Consider the following 19,367-nt stretch of genomic DNA (forward strand, 5'->3'; position numbering starts at 1 on the left):
TGTTTTTATTTACCAACTTTTAAAATAGCTAAAAACGCTTCTTGAGGCACTTCAACATTACCTACTTGTTTCATACGTTTTTTACCATCTTTTTGCTTTTTAAGTAGCTTTTTCTTACGGCTCACATCACCGCCGTAACACTTAGCAATTACGTTTTTACGTAATTGTTTTACCGTAGTACGGGCAATAACATGTTGTCCGATAGCAGCTTGAATCGCTATATCAAACATTTGACGTGGGATAAGCTCTTTTAACGCATCAGCTAACTGGCGGCCACGAGACTGTGCACCATCTCTGTGAACAATTATCGCAAGTGCGTCAACGCGCTCACCATTGATTAAAATATCAACACGCACCATATCTGATGTTTGAAAGTGTTTAAAGTTATAATCAAGCGACGCAAAACCACGGCTAGTTGATTTTAATTTATCAAAGAAATCCATCACCACTTCAGCCATAGGTAGCTCGTACGTTACAGCTACTTGCTTTCCGTGATAAGTCATTTTTGTTTGGCTACCACGTTTTTCAATACACAAAGTAATAACGTTACCTAGGTATTCTTGTGGTACCAAAATATTAGCTTCAACAATCGGCTCTCGAATCTCTACAATATCGTTTACTGCAGGCAAATCAGATGGATTATCAATCTGAAATGTACCTTCTTTAGTAACTATCTCATAGATTACCGTAGGTGCTGTTGTAATTAAATCAATATCGTATTCACGCTCTAAACGCTCTTGAATGATTTCCATGTGTAGCATACCTAAAAAGCCACAGCGGAAACCAAAACCTAGTGCAGTTGAATTCTCTGGTTCAAAGAATAACGACGCATCGTTTAAGCTTAATTTATTGAGTGCATCACGGAACGATTCATACTCATCGGATGCAATTGGGAACATACCCGCATAAACCTGAGGCTTAATTTTTTGAAAGCCAGGTAAGCGAAGTGGAGCTGCATTTTTTTGATGAGTAATAGTGTCACCTACTGGCGCACCATGTATCTCTTTAATACCAGCAATAACAAACCCTACTTCACCTGTTCTTAAAATACCGGTGTTGGTTTGCTTAGGTGTAAACACACCTACTTGGTCAGCAGTATGTATATGCTCGTTCGACATTATTTTTATTTTGTCGCCAGTGCGTAATTCACCGTGCTTAATACGCACTAGTGATACAACGCCTTGGTATGGGTCAAACCAAGAATCGATAATAAGTGCTTGTAAAGGTGCATCTTTGTCGCCTACTGGCGGCGGTACATCTTTAACGATCATTTCAAGAACTTCGGCAATACCTACACCTGTTTTAGCGCTACACTGCACTGCATCAAGGGCATCAATACCAATAATCTCTTCAATTTCTTCTGCAACACGTAAAGGATCCGCTTGCGGTAAATCGATTTTATTAAGTACTGGAATTACTTCTAATTCCATTTCAATAGCGGTGTAACAGTTAGCTAGAGTTTGTGCTTCAACGCCTTGGCCTGCATCAACAACAAGCAACGCGCCTTCACAAGCAGCTAAAGATCGTGAAACTTCATACGTAAAATCAACGTGTCCTGGAGTATCAATGAAATTAAGTTGGTAGGTTTCGCCGTCGTTCGCTTTGTAATTCAACGTTACACTTTGCGCTTTAATGGTAATACCACGTTCGCGCTCAATATCCATTGAATCCAAAACTTGTTTTTGCATTTCACGGTCGGTTAAACCGCCACAAACTTGGATCAAACGATCTGAAAGGGTCGATTTACCATGGTCAATATGGGCGATGATCGAAAAATTACGGATATGCTTCATAAACTGGATTCTATACTTCTATTTTAATGGACTAAATATGAATACCTAAGTGACTTGAAAATACTTGCTTTAGGATGCCATAAGCTAAATTTGTATATAACAAACTGTACTTACGCTTTTTAAGATGGGTTACAACCATTTTATGTATTGAATAACAATAAGTTATATTTACTTAACTTAAATAATTCAGCCAGATAAAATAATTTAAAAAACCACGGTTCCCTGTATTTCCAAGTTACTTTGGTATAAAACGGCAATTTTACATTTAATTGGCGTCAATCACCATCTATTTGAGTTAAAGGGATACTAATTGGGTGAATTTTTATAACTTTTATATCGTGCTTTAGAGATTTCACGCGAGTTTTAGCTATAAAAAAGCCAGTAACGCCACCTAGAGCAGCAGCTAAAATCTGCCAGCCTTCGGAAGCTATAAACAATTGCGCCGCAACAAATGCAAAAACAAGACTCAAAAGGAGCGGTAGCATGTAAACCGCAAAAGCATGCTTAACAACATGACTATCATCTAGTGACAAAGTGACCTTTTGCCCTATTTCTACAGAAGATTCAAATTTATAAGGAAAGGTTTTTTTTGCAGTGCCAAATAATTTACTAAACACTTGTGAGCCGCAACGACCATTGCAGCCTTCACAAGCTTGTTTTTGCTGTGCTTCTAAATGAGCAATGTGGCCATCGAGGGCCACAACAGTGAGGGTTTGTTCAATCATAACAATCCTTACGGAATCGTCTATAGTGCGCGGGTAACTGACTCTGCAATCGCTTTTGCGGTCATACTCGGTACATTACCAACAACCGAAACATCAAAATTACCGCCATTATGCACATATACTGTCGTTGCACCAGAAGTGAGTGCTCCACTTAAACGCTTACCTGGTAATGGGCGCTGAATAAATACAGAAACCTCAACAAAACCATCAGAGAACAAATAATAATCAGTTAACTCGTTATTTAAATCGAGCTTATGTCTGTCTGATTTTAGCAACTCAAAGCCATCTGGTAACCAGCTAATTTTCCAATTAGTGGCAGTACTATCTTCATTTATAAGTGCATCGTTTGGCAAAGGCGTTGGAAAGTTTCGATTGAGCACTTCAACTAGCATACCGGCTGGCTGCTCTGTCACACTAATATGTGTAAGCTGTAACTGCTCTAAGGCTTCACCTTCATGGTTAACGTACGCGGCTTTTAGCAACAACGACGATTCCATATCCAGCCAAATCCAATAATTATATTTATACTCGTCTTTAGATTCAATGCGAACAAGTTGCGCTGCGCGCCCTGCAATACGCCCTTTACCGCCTAGTACAAAATCATAGTGCGCACTTAAGCGATCTATATCTTTAAAAAGTACTTCAGGGATTGGACCTGCTATTGAATCTGTTTTTAGAGAATATGGTTCAGACTGAGGTTCAAAATAAGTAACTTGATTATCGATACGGACCATTTCAAGCCCAGCACCGTTAAGTAAACTTAAATGCTCAAGCTCGGTGTCACCTTGTAAAGCATGCACCCATCGGTAGGGTTCCATTGTTTTACCTTTGACAACCACAAACGAGGCGTCAAAATTACGGGTGTGAACGGCATTAGCCATTTTGAGTAATAAATCTTTGGCAGGATTTGTGTCGTTGGCAAATGCATTAAAGCTTACTACCAACGACAGAACAAAAGTGATTACTTTCATTTAATTAGTTTTTTTCCTCAGACGCTTTGGTATTAGTTTGCGCTGTTTCTAAAGAATTCGCAACTCGTGCTTGGCGTTGATGCTCAAGAACTAACGCACCAATACGCTGTTGCTGTAGTTCACGTAAACCTTGCTCAGCATTTTCAAGCGCAGGCTCAGATGAGTAACTTACTGGCGAGGCCATACCTGCTAGCGGTGTGGTTTGCAGTAATGGAATTTCACTTTGCTGCTCATTGTTACTTTGAGGAAGCGTATTAACGCCCACAATAGCAAACATCGCTACACTTGCTGCAATAGCTAATTGAGCAACTGGTTTGCGCCAATTAAAAGCGACTACTTTATTATCTTGTACTGTTTCAGTGATTGCTTGAGGCTGTGTTTTTGACTGACTAAAGTCAGCATAAACAGGCTCGCTTTCTAGTGCTAATGCAACGCGATCGCTAATATCAATATGTATGTCGTTATTATTTTTTTGAGCACGCATCGCATCACCAATTAACGCATAACGGCCAAACGTAGTTACATCTTGCTCTGCAATTTTTGCATCAGTTAGATGTTGCTCGCCATCAAGTAATGCCGATAACGCTTCGTTATCTAACTTGTTAAGGTGTGCTTTTGTCATACTAAGACTCGCCTATTAATGGGTTTAATTTGTTATCTATTGCTTCACGGGCACGAAATATACGCGAACGCACAGTCCCGACTGGGCAATCCATTACCACTGCTATTTCTTCATAGCTCATCCCTTCTATTTCTCTAAGGGTGATTGCGGTTTTAAGATCTTCAGGCAAACTATCAATCGTATTAAAAATAACAGCGCGTACTTCTTCGCTTAAAAGTAGGTTTTCAGGAGATGCATTCGATCGCATTGAATCAGCACAATCATAAAACTCGGCATCTTCAGCGTCTATATCATTTGCTGGCGGCTTACGCCCCTGGGCTACTAAGTAATTTTTAGCACAATTAACGGCAATACGGTATAACCACGTGTAAAAGGCGCTGTCACCTCTAAAGTTAGGAAGTGCACGGTAAGCTTTAATAAAAGCTTCTTGTGCTACATCAGCAATATCGCCTTGGTTAGATACATAACGTGAGATCAAACCTGCAATTTTGTTTTGATACTTCTTTACTAATAGGTTGAAGGCGTTTTTATCTCCTTGCTGGACCCTTTTTACTAGCACTAAATCTAATTCCTGCTCGCTCATTCGAGCCGGTACTCCTATGTCTGATTTTTGCTTGTTATTCATATTGTCGTCATTGTTCACAAATACTCTGACCTCTTTATGAATAAAAAGTTCTGCTTAATATTATTTTTTTATAAAATAGATGATAATAACGGCGCTAAGCCTTTAAAATCACTACGTAGTAGTATGACAAATATGATACAACTATAGATATTAAAAACAAATATTGCTCTATATGAGCATTGTAACCGCAAAGTACCTCTGACATGAACCAAAATAAACATCACATTGCAGATGTCGCTATTATAGGTAGCGGCGCAGCAGGCTTATCACTTGCATTATCTCTAGCTAATTATTGTAACGTTACCGTGATCAGTAAAGGAGCGCTTACCGAAGGTTCTACTTTGTATGCCCAAGGCGGTATAGCTGCTGTATTTGATAAACAAAACGACAGCATAGAATCTCATGTTGAAGATACACTCGATGCAGGCGGCGGTTTATGCGATAGAGACGCTGTTCATTATACCGCCAGCAATGCCCACGATTGCCTACAGTGGTTAATCGACCAAGGCGTACCCTTTGATATGGAGTTTGATAGCAAAGGAAAAGAGCGTTTTCATTTAACACGTGAAGGTGGTCACAGCCATCGCCGTATATTGCATGCAGCCGATGCAACAGGCAAAGCGGTGCAAACAACACTTATCAGCCAAGTTAAAATTCATAAAAATATAACGCTTTTAGAGCAATACAACGCCATTGATTTAATCACAGATAAAAGCGCCGGAAAAACAGGCTCACACATTGAAGGCATGTATGTGTGGAACAAAAAAGCTAAAAAGGTAGAAACCATTTCAGCTAAATTTGTTGCTCTTGCAACCGGTGGTGCAAGTAAAGTGTATTTATATACATCCAATCCAGACGTATCAAGTGGTGATGGTATTGCAATGGCTTGGCGTGCAGGTTGTAAAGTTGCCAACATGGAATTTAATCAATTTCATCCAACAAGTCTTTATCATCCAGAGCTACAAAACTTTTTAATTACCGAAGCCATGCGCGGTGAAGGGGCTTATTTAAAGCGCCCTGATGGAACTCGGTTTATGAAAGACTTTGATAGCCGTGAAGAGCTTGCTCCACGCGATATAGTGGCACGCGCAATCGATTTTGAAATGAAGCGCTTAGGCGCTAACTGTGTTTATTTAGATATTAGCCACAAAGATAAAGACTTTATTATTGAGCACTTTCCTACTATTTACGCAAAATGCTTAAGTGTAGGCCTCGATATAACGAAAGAAGCAATCCCAGTTGTGCCTGCTGCGCATTACACCTGTGGTGGTGTAATGACTGACTTTAACGGCAAAACAGATCTCGATAACTTATATGCTGTAGGTGAAGTTGCTTACACAGGCTTACATGGTGCAAACCGTATGGCAAGTAATTCACTATTAGAGTGCATTGTATTTGCCCACGCTGCAGCTAAAGATATTTTAAGTAAAATTGAACATGCACCAGAGCCGATGGCGCTTCCTCATTGGGATGAGAGCCGTGTTAGTAACTCAGATGAAGAAATTGTTATTACCCATAACTGGCATGAACTACGTTTATTTATGTGGGATTATGTAGGTATTGTACGCTCTACTAAACGCTTAGAACGAGCACTGCATAGAGTTGAGTTGCTACAGCAAGAAATACACGATTACTATGCAAACTTTAGAGTTAGTAACAACTTGCTTGAGCTTCGTAATTTAGTGCAAGTATCAGAGCTAATTATTAGAAGTGCTATGGAGCGAAAAGAAAGCAGAGGCTTGCATTACACTATTGATTACCCTGAACAAAGTGAGAATCCAACGCCGACTATTTTGACTCCAAAACGCAATTAATTGCGCCGACAGTGGCACGTTTTAGACGCGCATAACTTTGCTCATTAACGCCATTGGCTGAAATTATAAGCCAATGGTTGTTACTAAAACCTTTAATATGAAGCCATATATTATTACCATAAAATCGGCTTTTGTTACTTATTTCACCCTGAATTTTTAAGCTCTCGCCCTCAAATCTAAATAACTTTGGTTCTAATATTATAATTCCCTCATTTGGGTGAATTGCTAATACTTTGCGCCACATTATCAAGTCAGCTAGTGCATTTATTATTAAACAAAAAAGCATAGATAATAGTGAATCTAAAAATAAACATAATATAAAACTGAGCATACAAAAAAAGACCACAATTGGTTTGTGGTCAGCTTTATTATTTGTAACCGTAAACCTATACACGAACTCGGTCTAAGATCAGCGAAACCATACCGTTTAACTGCTCGTCTTTACATTCTTCATGACCCATAAACCATGCAAATAAGTCAGGGTCTTCTTCTGTTAGCAAACGCTGAAAGATAGCCTGTTGCTCTGCGCTCAAAGAGTCGTATGCTTCTTCTACAAACGGCATAAACAAAACATCTAGCTCTAACATGCCACGACGACAAGCCCAACGAATACGTGCTTTACTATGAATTTCAACCATTTTAAACCTCATACTTAATTGACTCGAGTTTAACAAACACAAGCCTATTTAGCAGCTATTAATCTCTCATTAAATAATAAACCCGCACCAATAAGCGCTTGTCTGTACCATACGTAACAACTGCGTTATTATGTCACTTCATTTATATTGCAAAGAAGGTTTTTATGTCGAGCGTTTATGCATGTCCGTTATCTCATCAACTTATTAGCCTCTGCGGTGCTGATAAATTATCTTATTTGCACGGACAAATCACTCAAGATCTAAATAAATTAACCAGCAGTAATTATTTGTGGGCTGGCCATTGCAGCGCCAAAGGTAAACTTTGGGGTGTATTTAAATTATTTTCTTACCAAGATAGCTACTACCTTGCGGGTAGCCAAGCTGAAGTTGAAAAATCATTAGCTGAACTTAAAAAATACGCTGTATTTGCAAAAGTTGATATTACTGAATGCTCAAAGCGTTTAATTGGTTTAATTGGTGATGATTTATCTGATGTACTGGCACAACTTGATATTAGCTTTGAAGGCGATGCAAGCGCGTGTGATTTTACGAATGGTAAAGCGCTAAAATTAGCTGATAACCGTGTTTTAATAATGGTTGATAACCAATTTAGCATGCCTGATAACGTATCCACACTTGATAACGAAGCCCCTTGGCAACAAGCAGCGATGCTTGCCGGTGAGCCTCAGCTAAGTGCAGATGCAATTGGCGAGTACGTTCCTCAAATGGTAAACCTACATGCTATTGGCGGTATAAGTTTCAAAAAAGGGTGTTATACAGGTCAAGAAACCGTAGCCCGTATGAAGTACCTTGGTAAAAATAAACGTGCAATGTATATCGTTTCAGGGCAAAGCGAAGGGATTCTTTCAGAGCCTGATTTAGAAACCCAATTAGGCGAAAATTGGCGCCGTGCAGGTAAACTTATTGCACAAAGCTTTGATGAGCAAACAAATAAATTAACAGGCCTCGTTGTGTTGCCAAACGATACTGATGTAACTCAGGTACTTCGTGCAAAACACACACCTCAGGTGGAGCTAAGCATTCTGCCTCTACCCTACTCTCTTGAAGATGAATAAATAGGAATGACTATGATCGTTGCGGCAAACAAAGTGGTAAAAATGCATTATTCAGTAATGGATAATGATGGCAATAGCATTGATAACTCGTTCGGTGGTGAGCCACTACACTTTATCATTGGCACAGGCTATTTAATTTCAGGCCTAGAAAATGCTTTGCTGGGCAAGCAACCAGGCGACACGCTTAGCGTAAAGGTTGAACCTGAAGAAGGTTACGGCGAGCGCCACGAAAACCTAATGCAAGCAGTACCTAAATCAATGTTTGAAGGTATGGAAATTGAAGTTGGCATGCAATTTCGTGCATCAACAGATGATGGTGACCAATCAGTAATGATCATCGATATCCAAGATGAAGAAGTGATTGTAGATGGTAATAACCCACTTGCAGGTATAACACTTAACTTTGATGTAGAAATACTAGAAGTACGTGATGCTACAGAAGATGAATTAACTCACGGCCACGTACATGGCGAAGGTGGGTGTGGCCACGACCACTAATGCACTGCTAAACAAATAAAAAAAGCGCCTAAGGCGCTTTTTTTATATCATATTGTTACGCTTTACCGTTTCAGCTTTTGGCTTACTAGGCAGCGCGATTGATACGTTTTTTTCTTTTAAAGCAGCTAGTAAACCTTTTTGATCGTTTGTACCAACTCTATACAAGGTGCCATCTTTGAGCGTTAACTGTATTGCACTAAAGCCAGATACTGTATACACCCAACCATCATGAGTAATTCGCATACCAATACCGTGCCTGTAAGAGTTTTGAACTGCTTTTGCTTCTACTACTTCGCTAAGCTCAATGCTTTGCCCAGCAACGCCTGGACCAAACGTCCAGCTAATATTTTTATCATCTACTTTTACTGTTAGGCCATGGAACAAAAAACCCACCAGCACTAAAATCCCAGTAAATATTATTAAAGGTCCATCAGCGCCTAACAAGTTCCACGCAAGCGCCACAAAACCGCCAATCCACGCTAATACAAAAAAGATAAACACCGCATACTGTTTATGCTGATACATAATATTCTCTAAATTAAATAAATACTTAAAAGCTGTATACCAATGTAGCACTCAGCTCTGAGTCAAACTTGAGTTTATCATCTTCGGGTTTTGAATTATAACGATACATGTAGGTAAATTTGAGTGATACCGCGCCAATCACTTGGCTTATCAGTGCGGTTTCCGATTTTAAGCGAGAATTAAGACCTGAAAGCGACTGCTCTATACTCACATCTTGATTAAAACGAGTACGCTTAGAAACTAAACGTTCCCACTGCATTGCAACACGTACTAAATAACCGGTTTTATCAATTTCATCTTCGCTCACATCCGAATCTTCATCGGCGACTGAACGGTATAAACCAGGTCCTATATCAATATCTACTTTGTTTTTAGAGCCTTGATATACACGCGCACCATAGCCTGTCGCCACCGTGCTTTTAAAATCAAGTCCACTAAACTCATCTTCTTCGTAATCACCGTAAATAAAAAATGAGGAGTTTTTAACACCTACTTTATAGTTACCTTGCGCTGATACAAAAATACGATTAGCAGTAACATCAGTGCCACCGCTTTCATCGTTCTCATCACGCTTATAAAGAGAGTCTATTTTAAATTGGTTACGCCACTTTTCAAAATCTTGGTATAAATTACCTTTGAGCTTAAAACTGGTCGAATTGGTGTTACCTTTACTTAGAATAAAACCAAATTCAGTATCACCGTAAAGCATATCACCTTTGTGTAACTCATGAATTTCTTCATCAGAGAGCTTGCCATATTCATGAAAATCTTCAAATGGATCAACAGCCCAACTTGGGCAGCTAATTATTAAAAAAATTAAAAATAAATACTTACACACAACACTCTCTCTGCACACAATTATAAAAATAAGCGGTATTGCTTATTCACTCTCTTTCCATAAAATATGACAAAACGGAGCATCTTTATCACGACTAATCAAAATTTTAGCAAACAAAGCATCATCATTTTCAAATTCTAAACCAACTAGCACCTGAATAAAGTGCTCTGGCTCAATCTCAAGGGCAACAAAATCTTGCCACTGATCGTCTGGCTCGTCTTCTTCGATAAAGCCTAGGTCTTCTCTAAACTCATTAAAGTCTTCAACATCTTTATCACTCAAGTTATTTGGCGCTAGCTCTAAAAAAATATCATAAGCTTGGTGAGTAGCTTCTTCTACCGTATATAAACGTGGACCCGACATATGTGCTTAACCTTAAGCTTTTAAGTTGCGCTATATTATCAAATCTCATCATCATTTTGATAAAAAAAAGCGTAAAACACAGAGTTTTTTGTAACTGAGTCATGCTTTATTCAGCATACAACTCAAACAATAAATAATAATTTAACTAACCCATTGAATATCAAGATTACTTTTTTAATTTAAGCTTAAAATAACAACGTAAAAAATTTTATTATCTCAAGTTCTAATTGTTTAGCTTTTTCTCATCTAAATCTAACCCTTTAAGACTACAGCTTTAGCAATAAATTCCATTTATTTAAAAAATACCGTCACTTTACTTAATTCTTATAACAACATAAGCTCAACTAACAGGTCAGAGGAGTGTGTAATGATAAAACTAGAAAAACAAAATGGCATTGCAACCGTCACGCTTAGCAGAGCAAAAAAACAAAATGCATTAAGCTTTGAAATGTTTGTAGAGCTAAACAAAGCCATTAAAAACATAAAAAGAGATCGCAGTATTCGTGCTGTAGTAATAAAAGGCGATGGCGAGCATTTTTGTGCAGGCCTTGATATATCAGCCGTAATGGCGGCACCATTGAATATTATAAAATTATTGCTTAAATGGTTACCTGGCAATCAAAACTTAGCGCAAAAAGTAGTATTAGGCTGGCAGTCACTGAGCGTGCCTGTTATTGCACAAATTGATGGCAACTGTTTAGGGGGTGGTTTACAAATAGCGCTGGGTGCCGATTACAGGATTGTTCATATTGATGCCAAGCTTGCCATTATGGAAGCGCGTTGGGGGTTGTGCCCCGATATGGGCGCAAATGTAATGATGAGCGGTTTAGTTAAGCGTGACCAAGCCCTTTGGCTTGCAAGCCACGCAAACCCAATCACAGCACAACAAGCAAATGAGCTAGGTTTAGTTACTCAGCTTACCGATGATACTCAACAAGCCACGCAAAACATGCTCAATACATTACTTGAGCGCTCACCCGATACGCTTGCTGCTATTAAACGTGTTACACAACTTAGCTATAAACCAAACCAACGAAAAATACTCGCTAAAGAAACCTTCAGCCAAATTCGCTTATTGCTAAACCCAAACACTAAAAAAGCAATTGCTAAAGCAAAAGGAAAAGCGGATATAACCTACGCAAATACAAAGCACTGGTAGACTATTGCACAATGCATAAAAGAGTTTGATTTGTTAAAGTTAAGCTCTTATCTTTTCTGTGAGCCACTTTGATGAAATATCTGCTCAGTAGCGCTATTATTTTACTATGTTTAGCCTGCGCTAAACTCATTATGCACTTTATTGGTGGAAGCTTTCCTGCACCGCTACTCGCTATGGTTATTTTATTAGTTTTACTCTTATCAGGTATTGTAAAAGAGCAACATGTAAAACCATGCGCCTCCCCTATTTTAAATATTATGCCTATATTTTTCATTCCAGCGGGTGTGGGATTTATTGAGCATCTCGGCCTTATAAAATCGCACTGGGCATTTTTAGCCTCAGTGGTGGTGCTTGTCCCTATAACTACCTTGTTGCTTGTTAGCAGTGTAATTGCGTACTTTAAGGGAAGAGAAAATAATGACTGATTTTACTTTTTCCGCTATTTCAGAGCTGCAGCCCAATTTATGGTGGCTAAGTATTCCTTTTATTATGGTGTTGTTTTTAGCACTAAGAGCCGTAAACCAAAGTATAAAAAACAGCGTATTTAAATCGCTCACCAACCCCGTATTTTTAAGTATTAGTATTATTGCTTTATTACTCGTTAATCTAAACTTGCCTTATACGCAATTTGCCACGCACAGCAAATTACTAAGCTGGTTATTAGAGCCCGCAATTGTGGCTCTAGCGCTTCCTTTATATCAGCAGTTTACACACGTACGAAAAAATCTATTACTCATAGTCGCAACATGTAGCTTAGGCATTGTTACTGCAACCGTTGTGGCATTTTTGCTAAGCATATTATTTAACGCACCTGCACAGCTAAGTGCATCAGTTGCCGCACTCAGTGTGACGACCCCAATATCTTTAATTGTTACTGACTCGTTAGGAGGGATTAGCTCACTTGCTGCGGCTTTAGTTATTTTTATTGGTTTACTAGGCGCTTTATTTGGTTTTATGCTTTTTAAACTCATTAATATTTTTAATCACGAATCTCAAGGCGTTGCCATGGGCACAGCTTGCCATGCAATTGGGACCGCTGCTGCTATTGCTGAGCATCCAAAAGTAGGCGCTTACTCATCAGTTGCAATGGCACTAAGTGCTTTATTAACAGCGATTATAGTGCCGCTGTTATATCCATTTTTAGTCAACATTTTGCTATAGTTGGAAAAATACAACATAGCCCTAACTTAGAGCGCTTTATGATCAGTTCTGAAATCGAACAGTTTGAAAAATATTACACCATGCTTACTGAGTATATGGTTACCTACAGTATGCAAATTGTTGGCGCTATTTTTATCGTCCTCATTGGTTTGTGGATAGCACAAAAGCTTGCCAAATTTGTAGCCGCGTTAATGACCCGTCATAACGTTGATATTACGCTCACAAACTTTGTCAGTAGCGTGGTAAAAGTACTGCTAATTGTAATGGTTATAATTATTGCACTTGGCAAAATAGGTATTAGCGTTACGCCATTTGTAGCAGCCATTGGTGCTGCATCTTTAGGTGCTGGTTTAGCGCTGCAAGGAATGCTTTCTAATTATGGTGCAGGCCTTGCCATTATAGCCACTCGACCTTTTGTTGTTGGTGATACTATTGAAGTTAAAAATGTAAGCGGCCAAGTTAAAACAATTGAGCTTGGCTACACTATTTTAATCAATGAAGAAAAAGTAGAAATCACCATTCCAAATAAGCACATAGTGGGTGAAATACTTCATAACTCATTTAGTTACTCATTGGTCAAAGGTGAAATAGACATAGCCTATAGTGCTTGCTCTGATAACGCGATTAGCCTCATTGAAGACGTACTTAAAGCACATGAATTAGTCGCACAAAATCCGTTATCACAAGTGGGTATTGAACGCTTCGCCGATAGCGGTGTTACAATAAGCTACCGATACTGGGTGCCTACTACTAAAATTATCGAAACCAAACTGGCTATTAACGGTGGTGTTTATAAAGCAATTAATAACGCTGATATTGAAATTCCATTCCCTCAACGCGTCATTACAATTAACAAAGCCGACCTAGAAAGCTAATTTATTTTTATTTTGAGCTTGCATATCTGCAAGCTCATCCTTTACTCCCCCCTCTGCTCAGAATAAACTCAAATAGTTGTGTTATAGATTTATTTGCCATATAAATAGTGTTAATAAATATCAATACGCACTTAATTTTAATAATAAAAAAACAATAATGAGTAATGATGATGCGCAACCCCTTCTACCTAGGCGATTGGCAAGTAACACCTTCAACTAACTCAATTCAACTCACTGGTAAAGCCAAACAGTTAGAGCCCAAAGCGATGGAAGTTTTATTGCATTTGTGTCAACAAAATGGCGACATTGTAAGCAGCGATGAATTGCTCAATAAATGCTGGAAAAACAATGATATTGGCGATAATCCATTACATAAAACTATCACTCAGCTAAGAAAAGCGCTCGGTGATAAAGCCAATGAACCAAATTATATTGAAACTATCCGTAAACGTGGCTACCGCATTATTGCAAAATTATCTTTTCCGTTAGCAGATCCTATCCCAAGCACTAAAAGTACATGGCAGGGAGGATCCCCTTTCTTAGGCCTGCGTGCATATAACCCAAATGATACCCACGTTTTTTTTGGCCGTACCCAATCTATAGCTACCCTGCTGGAAAGGATATCTAGCCAGGTAAATTACGGTCGTGCTTTTTGCTTAATACTTGGCCCTAGTGGTACAGGTAAATCCTCGCTTGTTAATGCTGGAATTTTACCAAAACTGCTAGATGAGCGAGGCTATAATAGCATCGGGGTTATTTCCTACACCCAGATCGACTTTGCAGATGTGCATAAAAATAGACTTTTTCTAGACTTAGCTTCTGCATTACTTGATTGGGATATAAACGCCCAGCCTGTGTTTGAAGGATTAAGCGCGCAAACACTTGCAGAGCAACTAGAATTGGCAATAGATGGCGTAATTAACGCCATGCAAGCTGCACTTAGTAAAGCCTCTACACAACTTAAAACACCACAGTTATTTTTATTTATTGACCGCTTAGAAGTACTGCTTTCTTCTCCTATATTTAGTAGCGAAACACGCAGCCATTTTTTATCGGTTATTGAACGCTTAGCAATCTCTAAAGCTGTGATTGTATTTAGTGCGTGTCGTAACGACTTTTACCCTTTAGTTGTTGAACAACCAAGTCTAATGGCAGGCAAAGCTCATGGCGCCCACTACGATTTAACACCGCCAAACCGCCAAGAGCTCCAACAAATTATTCGCCTGCCAGCGCTAACCGCTAATTTAACGTTCTCAAATGACCCACAAACCCAAACACCACTGGATGAAATATTGTGCGCCGATACAGCCAATAACCCCGATGCATTACCCATGCTGCAATACACATTGCAAGAGCTGTACTTACAGCGCAGTGATAATAACGAGCTACTGCACAGTGTTTACACAAAACTCGGGGGTATTGAGGGCGCCATAGGCAAAAAAGCTGAAGATATATTTATTGACCTTAGTAATGAGCAACAGCAGCAACTAAAAAGCGTATTATCACAACTGATCACTTTAAACCCAGATGGTAAAACCATTACGAGCCGCGCTGCCCGCTGGCAAATATTAACGAACACAAGCCAAAAAGAGCTTGTGCAAGCCATGGTCGATAGCCGTTTATTTGTATCGCATTTACAAAACCAAGAAGCCTGTTTTAGCCTTGCTCACGAGGCATTATTACGTCAATGGCCGCGCGCAAAACAATGGATTAATGACCATAAAGATGCCTTAGCAATAAAAAGTCGTTTACAACACCAAGCGCAAAATTGGATAGATGAAGGTAAAAATAGTGCTTACCTCCTAGCGCCAGGTAAACCGCTACAAGAAGCGCAGCTATTACTAAACGACAAACTGTTTAAATTAGATGATAACGAGCATGCTCTTATCAAAAGCTCTGTAAAAAAAACAAAAACAAAAATAAGAGTAAAACGGGTGACCGTTGCTTTATTGTGCTTACTTACATTTACCGCGTTATTAATGAGCTTTACTAGTTTTAAGGCCCAACAACATGCGCAAAAAAAACAGCTTGAGGCCGAAAGCTTACTAGGGTTTATGGTGGGTGACTTTGCCGATAAATTACGTAGCGTTGAACGCATGGACTTACTTGATGGTATTAGTAATAAAGCACTTGAGTATTTTACTGATCAAACTGACGATTCAAGTTCACTTTTTAGCTTTAGCGATAATAAAGCACAATTTAACAACCGTTTTCAGTACGCACAAACCCTCGAAGCAATGGGTGAAGTAGCTTATTCGCGCGGCAAAACCGGTGAAGCCTTTACCGCCTTTGAAAACGCCCGCACCCGCCTTGAGGCATTATTAAAAATACAGCCTAACAACTTAGAGCTACTAACGCTTGCAGGCGCCAATGCCTTTTGGCTTGGTCAATTAGCTTATGATCAAAATAATCATCAAGCTACTGAGCAAATGTTTAAAAAATACCACGCTTACAGTAAAAAAATGTATGCGCTGGCAGCCAATGATTTTAACTCCATTATGGAATTATCGTATTCATCTAATTCTTTAGGTTCTTTATACATAGAAAAATCCAACTACAGCGCTGCAAAAAAGAACTTTGCAGAGTCACTTTTACTTAAAAATAAAGCGCTTAAACTGAAACCTAATAACAAAAATTTACTTCGAGATAAATCCGATACGATTAGTTGGCTTGCAAAAACAGAAGAGAAGCTAAGTAACTTTAATGAAGCAGTTAATATATTGGAAGGTGCAGTTGGCGTAATCACAAAATTGATTGCTGACTACCCTCGTGATGCAAGCCTTTTTTACACGTCAGCAAACCTATATATGCAACAAAGTTATTTACTGAGCTATTTGAGTGATAAACGGATGGCCCATAAAAAAGCCAGCTTGGCTAATCAAGTTATCAATGAAGCTTTAGTACAAGATCCAAAAAACAATAAATTTCAGCTTATGTATTATCGCTCTTTAGCACATTCACTAATGCTATCTACTGATGAAGCTACTGGCTCAACAATTGAAAAAATAATTAATTTTTTAAAATCTCAAAATTTTAAAAATACCAGCACTATTAATACACAAATTACACTGATTCAATATTTTATAAATAGACAATCACCACTCAAAGCGCAGGAGTTATTAACTGAGCTTGAGAATAATGAAAACTACAAACATCAATTAGCCAGCCTAACTAAAACTGGTGATTACTTAGTATATACAAGAATAAACTTAATCAAAGCAAACTTAGCTACAACTAATAAACAGCGAGAGCAATTTTGCTTAAGTGCTATCAAAGCAATTTCTGAAGCTGCAAAAATAAGTCAGAGCGTAAAAATAACATACCCACTAGTACAAGCTTATACCTGTTTAAACAGAGAAGACGAGATATCAGAAATAAAAACAAGCCTAGTTAAATTAGGCATTACGAACTTCCAACTATAATTACTCATAAAGGAAATGATATGAATAACACCCTAGAAAATGTCGACTTTCAAGTAAATATTAAACTTAACAACGGTGAAGCTATTTTTAGCTATACAAAAAATGGCGAACCCGCTACTGGCGGTGGTGTTGTAAGAACTGAAACCGCTGGCAACTACAATTTAGACGATGACACAATTCAAAATGGTTTCGTATTTACTGGCGCTACTATCACCAATATCGACACACAAAAACCATGCGCCCAAGACTTCAGCTATAAAGTAAGTGACAACGGCCACACAATTATCATTACCGACACAGATGAAAATAATGGCTCTGTATGCTTAATCTTTAACGTTGAGTGTAATGGCAATAAATATGAAAGCGCTGATCCTCAAGTTAAGAATGAAAAAGAACTCTAATTAGTAATACTTATTTTTAAATTGCACAGACATATTAATTGCGGTGCAATTTATTTAAAAACGCCCCTTAAATAAACATAAATAACAACAACTTAAATCAGAAGGTTACCGAAAGGTTTAAAAACGATAAATTGAATAAACTGCTAGACATAAAGTTTCATTAACAATAAAAATGAGCAACACCATGTCTAACAATAATGAAAATAGCAGAGCAAACAACACCGACAGCGCTGTATCTGCATTAATCAGCAGCATTTCTAATACCGTTAACAATGAAAAAATAAGCGCAATTATTAATGTCACTAATGTCATGGCCGATGCTATTTTTATTGTTAATGCAGATGGGGTGTTTGAATCAGTAAATCCCGTAGCAGCACGTTTTTTCAATGTAACGTCTGATTCATTAATAGGTAAAAAATGGCAAGATTGTTTACAAGAACAGTATCGCGATGACTATAAATACATGTTTGAAAGTTGGAAAAACAACTATCAAACACCACTCAACCATGGTCCGAAAGAAGTTAAAATAAGAAAAAACAATGGTAACTGTTTAGATGTTGAGTTATCTATATCATGTTTACCCGAATCGGTAGTCGCAAGTACCCCACTTTTTATTTGTATAATGCATGATATTTCAAAGCACGTTAAAAAGTATAAAGTACTGGAAAACGTAGCCAAACTTGATCACCTCACTGGTATTGCTAATCGTTGTACTTTAGAAAAAACCATCATTAAAAATTGGCAAGAATGCATAGTTAACAAGCAGCCTCTTAGTTTTATACTTATTGATATTGATTACTTTAAATTATTTAACGATAACTTTGGCCATGTAAAAGGTGATAAGTGCCTTCAAAAAGTCGCTCGTACAATTGAAGAGTGCTTACCGTCTAAAGACAGTTTAGTAGCACGCTATGGTGGTGAGGAGTTTGCTGTTGTGCTGCCTCGTTCGCACATTTCAAATGCACAAATGATTGCTAAGCGTATTCAAGAAAAAATACTCAACATTAATTTTAGAGATCTCGGTTTACCAGCGAATGTAAAAATAAGTGTAAGTCAGGGTTTAGCGTGTGAATACGATAATCAATACAGAACATCTGAGGCATTAATATGCGCGGCGGATACGGCCTTATACAGAGCGAAGTCGGAAGGTCGTAATAAATTATGTATAAGGTGATGTACTAACTATTTGGCATAGCATTTATCTACTAAAATAAAAAAACCGCAATTGCGGTTTTTTTATTACTTGAGAAAAGCTTAAATATCGATTAGCAATCCTTCGTCCTTTTTAATCTTTTCGATCACCATATAAGTATGATGAGTACCCACGCCGGGAATATCTACTAAGTCGCCAAGAACTTGTCTATATTCTTCCATATTAGAAACGCGAATTTTTAATAAGTAATCATAACCACCAGCAACCATGTCACATTCGACTACTTGTTCTATCCTTAATATGTGCTCTCTAAATACTTTAAATACAGCTGTATTTGAAGCAACAAGCGATACTTGAACATGCGCTACTAAGCTCTGATTAAGTTTAGCTTCGCTAAGCTTGGCATAATAGCCTTCAATATACCCTTCTTGCTCTAATCGTTTAACACGATCTAGGCACGGGCTGGCACTCAAATTAACCTGTTTTGCGAGGTTAACATTAGAAATTCTGCCGTTCTTTTGAAGAACGTCTAGTATGGCTAAATCAATACGATCTAGCATGCGTAATCTATTTGGAATTGTCATAACAGAATTTTATGCGGATAAGTTAAATTTATACCCTGTAAATTATCGTAAATCGCGAAATTTAACCAGCATATTCTGCTGAATTTTAATTAGAATGCACTCACAATATCACTGGTAATTTATT

21 protein-coding genes are annotated in these 19,367 nt (G+C 38.2%); 10 read left to right on the forward strand and 11 right to left on the reverse strand.

Translation table 11 applies throughout. From position 1 onward, the window contains the following. Positions 1-5: 5 nt before the first annotated feature. From lepA to rpoE, 5 genes are all read right to left on the reverse strand, one after another. Positions 6-1,793, reverse strand: a complete 1,788-nt coding sequence (lepA, locus tag H5087_RS14560; protein WP_002958717.1) for a translation elongation factor 4 — start codon at positions 1,791-1,793, stop codon at positions 6-8. Positions 1,794-2,068: 275 nt separating this feature from the next. After that, positions 2,069-2,518 (reverse strand): SoxR reducing system RseC family protein, encoded by a 450-nt coding sequence (locus tag H5087_RS14565; RefSeq protein WP_024594973.1) that lies wholly within the window; start codon positions 2,516-2,518, stop codon positions 2,069-2,071. A gap of 20 nt (positions 2,519-2,538) precedes the next feature. Next, entirely contained in the window at positions 2,539-3,489 is a 951-nt protein-coding gene (locus H5087_RS14570; RefSeq protein ID WP_002958719.1) for a MucB/RseB C-terminal domain-containing protein, read from the reverse strand. A 4-nt stretch (positions 3,490-3,493) separates the two neighbouring features. Then, positions 3,494-4,111, reverse strand: a complete 618-nt coding sequence (locus H5087_RS14575) for a sigma-E factor negative regulatory protein (RefSeq protein WP_002958720.1) — start codon at positions 4,109-4,111, stop codon at positions 3,494-3,496. Between the two features lies 1 nt (position 4,112). After that, positions 4,113-4,694 carry an RNA polymerase sigma factor RpoE gene (gene rpoE / locus H5087_RS14580; RefSeq protein WP_002958721.1) on the reverse strand — a complete coding sequence of 194 codons (582 nt, stop codon included), beginning with the start codon at positions 4,692-4,694 and terminating at the stop codon, positions 4,113-4,115. A 245-nt stretch (positions 4,695-4,939) separates the two neighbouring features. Here rpoE and nadB point away from each other — a divergent pair, with 245 nt between their 5' ends. Then, on the forward strand, positions 4,940-6,550 hold the full coding sequence (gene nadB, locus H5087_RS14585; protein ID WP_002958722.1) for an L-aspartate oxidase: 1,611 nt from the start codon (positions 4,940-4,942) through the stop codon (positions 6,548-6,550). On the opposite strand, the gene H5087_RS20185 is transcribed toward nadB, so the two are convergent. Together H5087_RS20185 and H5087_RS14590 are read right to left on the reverse strand one after the other, a co-directional pair. Beyond that, positions 6,525-6,881: a hypothetical protein gene (locus H5087_RS20185; protein WP_259397775.1), complete on the reverse strand. Its 357-nt coding sequence runs from the start codon at positions 6,879-6,881 to the stop codon at positions 6,525-6,527. The two genes, nadB and H5087_RS20185, sit on opposite strands and share 26 nt — an antisense overlap. 55 nt (positions 6,882-6,936) lie before the next feature. Further along, complete coding sequence (locus tag H5087_RS14590; RefSeq protein ID WP_002958724.1) at positions 6,937-7,188, reverse strand: succinate dehydrogenase assembly factor 2; 252 nt, start codon at positions 7,186-7,188, stop codon at positions 6,937-6,939. 164 nt (positions 7,189-7,352) lie between these two features. Here H5087_RS14590 and H5087_RS14595 point away from each other — a divergent pair, with 164 nt between their 5' ends. After that, complete coding sequence (locus tag H5087_RS14595; protein WP_002958725.1) at positions 7,353-8,264, forward strand: folate-binding protein YgfZ; 912 nt, start codon at positions 7,353-7,355, stop codon at positions 8,262-8,264. A gap of 12 nt (positions 8,265-8,276) precedes the next feature. After that, positions 8,277-8,762, forward strand: coding sequence for a peptidylprolyl isomerase (locus H5087_RS14600; protein WP_002958726.1), 486 nt, complete (start codon positions 8,277-8,279; stop codon positions 8,760-8,762). 42 nt (positions 8,763-8,804) lie between these two features. On the opposite strand, the gene H5087_RS14605 is transcribed toward H5087_RS14600, so the two are convergent. Genes H5087_RS14605 through H5087_RS14615 form a run of 3 tightly spaced genes read right to left on the reverse strand, consistent with a single transcriptional unit; the run spans position 8,805 to position 10,488 of the window. Beyond that, a complete protein-coding gene (locus H5087_RS14605; RefSeq protein ID WP_182672531.1) occupies positions 8,805-9,287 on the reverse strand; it encodes a hypothetical protein in 483 nt (160 codons plus the stop codon). Between the two features lie 25 nt (positions 9,288-9,312). Then, positions 9,313-10,125: a DUF481 domain-containing protein gene (locus tag H5087_RS14610; RefSeq protein WP_002958728.1), complete on the reverse strand. Its 813-nt coding sequence runs from the start codon at positions 10,123-10,125 to the stop codon at positions 9,313-9,315. 42 nt (positions 10,126-10,167) lie between these two features. Further along, positions 10,168-10,488, reverse strand: a complete 321-nt coding sequence (locus H5087_RS14615) for an HI1450 family dsDNA-mimic protein (RefSeq protein ID WP_182672532.1) — start codon at positions 10,486-10,488, stop codon at positions 10,168-10,170. A 367-nt stretch (positions 10,489-10,855) separates the two neighbouring features. Between H5087_RS14615 and H5087_RS14620 the strand changes: the two genes are divergently transcribed. From H5087_RS14620 to H5087_RS14650, 7 genes are all read left to right on the forward strand, one after another. Beyond that, positions 10,856-11,647, forward strand: coding sequence for a crotonase/enoyl-CoA hydratase family protein (locus H5087_RS14620; protein WP_024603617.1), 792 nt, complete (start codon positions 10,856-10,858; stop codon positions 11,645-11,647). Positions 11,648-11,718: 71 nt separating this feature from the next. Continuing rightward, positions 11,719-12,072, forward strand: coding sequence for a CidA/LrgA family protein (locus H5087_RS14625; RefSeq protein ID WP_010553207.1), 354 nt, complete (start codon positions 11,719-11,721; stop codon positions 12,070-12,072). Beyond that, on the forward strand, positions 12,065-12,808 hold the full coding sequence (locus H5087_RS14630; protein WP_182672533.1) for an LrgB family protein: 744 nt from the start codon (positions 12,065-12,067) through the stop codon (positions 12,806-12,808). Before H5087_RS14625 ends, H5087_RS14630 begins: the two co-directional genes overlap by 8 nt. A gap of 38 nt (positions 12,809-12,846) precedes the next feature. After that, complete coding sequence (locus tag H5087_RS14635) at positions 12,847-13,683, forward strand: mechanosensitive ion channel family protein (RefSeq protein ID WP_002958733.1); 837 nt, start codon at positions 12,847-12,849, stop codon at positions 13,681-13,683. Positions 13,684-13,850: 167 nt separating this feature from the next. Beyond that, positions 13,851-17,105, forward strand: a complete 3,255-nt coding sequence (locus H5087_RS14640) for a winged helix-turn-helix domain-containing protein (protein WP_182672534.1) — start codon at positions 13,851-13,853, stop codon at positions 17,103-17,105. A 20-nt stretch (positions 17,106-17,125) separates the two neighbouring features. Further along, on the forward strand, positions 17,126-17,506 hold the full coding sequence (locus H5087_RS14645; RefSeq protein WP_182672535.1) for a DP-EP family protein: 381 nt from the start codon (positions 17,126-17,128) through the stop codon (positions 17,504-17,506). A 184-nt stretch (positions 17,507-17,690) separates the two neighbouring features. Next, positions 17,691-18,680: a sensor domain-containing diguanylate cyclase gene (locus tag H5087_RS14650; protein ID WP_182672536.1), complete on the forward strand. Its 990-nt coding sequence runs from the start codon at positions 17,691-17,693 to the stop codon at positions 18,678-18,680. An 80-nt stretch (positions 18,681-18,760) separates the two neighbouring features. Here H5087_RS14650 and H5087_RS14655 read toward each other — a convergent pair whose 3' ends face one another. Further along, positions 18,761-19,243, reverse strand: a complete 483-nt coding sequence (locus tag H5087_RS14655) for a winged helix-turn-helix transcriptional regulator (protein WP_024596882.1) — start codon at positions 19,241-19,243, stop codon at positions 18,761-18,763. Between the last annotated feature and the right edge of the window lie 124 nt (positions 19,244-19,367).

Origin of the sequence: Pseudoalteromonas sp. SR43-7 (genome assembly GCF_014163785.1) — a bacterium.
GTDB classification, from domain to species: domain Bacteria; phylum Pseudomonadota; class Gammaproteobacteria; order Enterobacterales; family Alteromonadaceae; genus Pseudoalteromonas; species Pseudoalteromonas distincta.